The organism is Candidatus Erwinia dacicola (assembly GCF_001756855.1).
Lineage (GTDB): Bacteria > Pseudomonadota > Gammaproteobacteria > Enterobacterales > Enterobacteriaceae > Erwinia > Erwinia dacicola.
Window position 1 is genome coordinate 1 of sequence record NZ_MAYS01000477.1, and the last position, 3,041, is coordinate 3,041.

At 54.1% G+C, this 3,041-nt stretch carries 4 protein-coding genes; 3 read left to right on the forward strand and 1 reads right to left on the reverse strand.

Annotation, left to right across the window (positions count from 1 at the left end):
- Positions 1-204 (forward strand): integrase core domain-containing protein (locus BBW68_RS12550; protein WP_070133629.1); only part of this gene is annotated, 204 nt, incomplete at its 5' end.
- Between the two features lie 369 nt (positions 205-573).
- A complete protein-coding gene (locus BBW68_RS20355; RefSeq protein WP_338061306.1) occupies positions 574-672 on the forward strand; it encodes a FlxA-like family protein in 99 nt (32 codons plus the stop codon).
- Between the two features lie 119 nt (positions 673-791).
- On the opposite strand, the gene BBW68_RS12560 is transcribed toward BBW68_RS20355, so the two are convergent.
- Positions 792-1,712, reverse strand: a complete 921-nt coding sequence (locus BBW68_RS12560) for a LysR family transcriptional regulator (protein ID WP_070135621.1) — start codon at positions 1,710-1,712, stop codon at positions 792-794.
- Positions 1,713-1,806: 94 nt separating this feature from the next.
- Here BBW68_RS12560 and BBW68_RS12565 point away from each other — a divergent pair, with 94 nt between their 5' ends.
- Entirely contained in the window at positions 1,807-2,829 is a 1,023-nt protein-coding gene (locus tag BBW68_RS12565; RefSeq protein ID WP_070135622.1) for a bile acid:sodium symporter family protein, read from the forward strand.
- The last annotated feature ends 212 nt before the right edge of the window (positions 2,830-3,041 follow it).

Consider the following 3,041-nt stretch of genomic DNA (forward strand, 5'->3'; position numbering starts at 1 on the left):
AGTCGACGGGGAAACTGCTGGGATAACGCCCCTATGGAGCGGTTCTTCCGGAGCCTGAAGACCGAATGGGTGCCGACGAAGGGCTATAACAGCTTCAGCGAAGCCCAGGGCGCGATAATCCACTATATAACGGGATATTACAGCGCTATCAGGCCCCATTGGTATAACGGTGGTCTGACGCCCAACAAATCTGAGCGGCTGTAGTACTTACAGTCTAAGTCTTTGAAAGATAAGACCTTTCAATAACACGAAAGGCTAACTCATCAATATCTTTGCAACAGTGCCAGCCACGCTGCACGCACATCCAATGTAAGAAGGTGCCCTAAAGCCCCTTTTTTGCTATGTGCGATCTGCCCCTCTTTGCACTTTCTTATCACTCTTTTTACGCTTTAGCGCCTTAAGTCTCATGCGATCCCGTCCGATAACCCGTATTGGTTAATGACAAAGAAGGCAGAGATGAGCACTATCGGCAGCAGTGCCAACGTCGCCAGCAGTTCAGGCAGCGGCAACTCAACTTCGCAGATCACCAGCATCACCAAGCAGATTATTGCGCTGCAAAATTAACTTAACAGCTTGAGTGACAACAATGAGCTGACGGATGAGCAGAAGTCTGAGCAGCAGATGATCGAAGGCCAGATCGCCATGCTGCAGGCTCAGCTGGCGCAAATCTAGCAGCAGGCGGAAAAAGCGGCAGAAAAGCAGAAAGCGAGTAGGCCGCCTGATAGCGGCAGCAGTAAAGTTGCTGACGGCGTTAACCGCCCGACGGCAACCAACGCCCTGAACATTTATATCTAAAACGGCGGCGCACTGGCACGCTGTTGCGTCAGCAGTCCCGCCTGCTGACGCACTTCCTGCCAGATAGCTTCTGCCGCAGGCGTCAGCGAGCGATTTTTACGCCGGATCAGCATAATGGTGCGGTTGATTTCCGGCAGGATGCGCCTGACCAGCAGTGGTCGGCCCTGCGGTAACGGCAACGCCAGCGCAGGCAAAATACTGATACCAATCCCAGCTTCCACCATTGGGTAAAGCGTAGCCGGATGGCCAATCTCTTGGGCGATTTCTGCCTGTACCTGCTGCACGCGCAGTACCTCATCAATCAGCACCCGGCTACCGGACGCATAATCCTGTAATACCAGCGTGCGCTGATTCAGCATATGCCAGTGGATTGTCGCCTTCGCTGCCAGCGGATCATCCTGACGGCACAGCAGCAAAAAGGGTTCATTGAGGATCGCCTCCTGCTCCAGATCATCGGCCTGCAGTGGCCCGACTACAATGCCAAAATCCACTTCCGCATTGCGAATGCTTTGCAGCGCCCACTGCTGTGGGCGGTCGCGCAGCATAACTTTGATCTCCGGGTAATGCAGCTGTCCAGCCGCGAGGCACTGCGGCATCAGGTGTGCGGAAATGGTTTGGCTGGCTGCCACACGCACCGTACCGCTGCGCTGCTGCCCGTAGCGGCGCACATCCAGCAGCGTGTTGTTCAGCTCCTCTAACAGGCGCTCAAGGCGGCTGGCGAGCTGCTCACCTGCTTCGGTCAGCAGCACTTCACGGGTAGTGCGGTCCAGCAGGCGAATGCCCATTTCGTTTTCCAACTCTTTAATGCTGTGGCTAACGGCAGACTGGCTCAGACCAATCAGCTGCCCCGCCTGGCTGAAACTGCTCTGCTGGGCCACTGCAACAAACACGCGCAGCTGACGAAGCGTATAATTCATCTAATTTTCTCATATATGAATTCAATAAATCGATTTTATTTCTAAAACCTGTCAGCGCACAATAGCCGCATGTTTTTTTAACTAGGCATTAACCATGCATATTTTTCGTATCGACCCACTGATGTTGAAACTGATTATCACCGTGCTGCTGGCCTCTTTCTTGCCTGCGCGCGGTCATTTTGTTGATTTCTTTGAGTGGCTGACCACCATCGCGATCGCCCTGCTGTTCTTTATGCAGGGTGCCAAGCTGTCGCGGGAAAAAATTATCGCCGGAAGCGGCCACTGGCGTCTGCACCTGTGGGTGATGTTCAGCACTTTCGTGATGTTCCCGGCGCTAGGCATGCTGTTTCTCTGGTGGCATCCGCTCAATCTCAGCACCGAGATTTATACTGGCTTTATGTATCTGTCGATCCTGCCGGCCACCGTTCAGTCATCGATTGCCCTGACCTCTCTGGCTGGGGGTAACGTTGCGGCAGCGGTGTGCAGCGCTTCGGCTTCCAGTCTGCTGGGGGTATTTATCTCTCCCCTGCTGGTTAGCCTGCTGATGAATGTCCACAGCGACGTCCCGGGCGGCAGCCTGGAGCAGATCGGCCGCATTATGCTGCAGCTACTGGTACTGTTCGTGACTGGTCATCTGTCGCGCCGCTGGATTGCCGGATGGGTTGAGCGCAACCGTGGCCTGATTGGTAAAACTGACCAAGCGTCGATTCTGCTGGTGGTTTACTCCGCCTTCAGTGCAGCGGTAGTCAACGGTATCTGGCACCGCGTGGGAGCGATGACGCTGGTATGGATTGTGGTTGGTAGCTTTGGCCTGCTGTTTGTGGTGCTGGTCGTCAACCTCGCCGCAGCGAAGCTGTTCGGCTTCAATCGGGCAGATGAGATAACTATTCTGTTCTGCGGCTCGAAAAAGAGCCTAGCGAACGGCGTACCGATGGCGAACATTCTGTTCCCGTCCGCGGCGGTGGGGATTATCGTTCTGCCGCTGATGATCTTCCACCAAGTGCAGCTTATGGTCTGTTCAATGCTGGCGCAGCGCTATAAGAAGGCGGATGAGAAGTTGGCCGCCTGGGAAAAAGCAGCCACGAGTAGTAAAGCGGTGGTTGAATCACAGAAGTAACGCGCCACACACACCGTCGCAGACAGCGCGGGAGCCTGTACACGAGATTGTGTAATTGCCTGATTTTGATATGTTCAATTCAACATCAAAAACAGGTCAAATTATGGACGAAAAACAGTTACATCAGATTCGTATTACCGGGATGGACAACCTCCTGTCGCTGCATGCCAAAGGCATGACCACCCGGGAAATCGCGGTAGAGTCTTAGGACG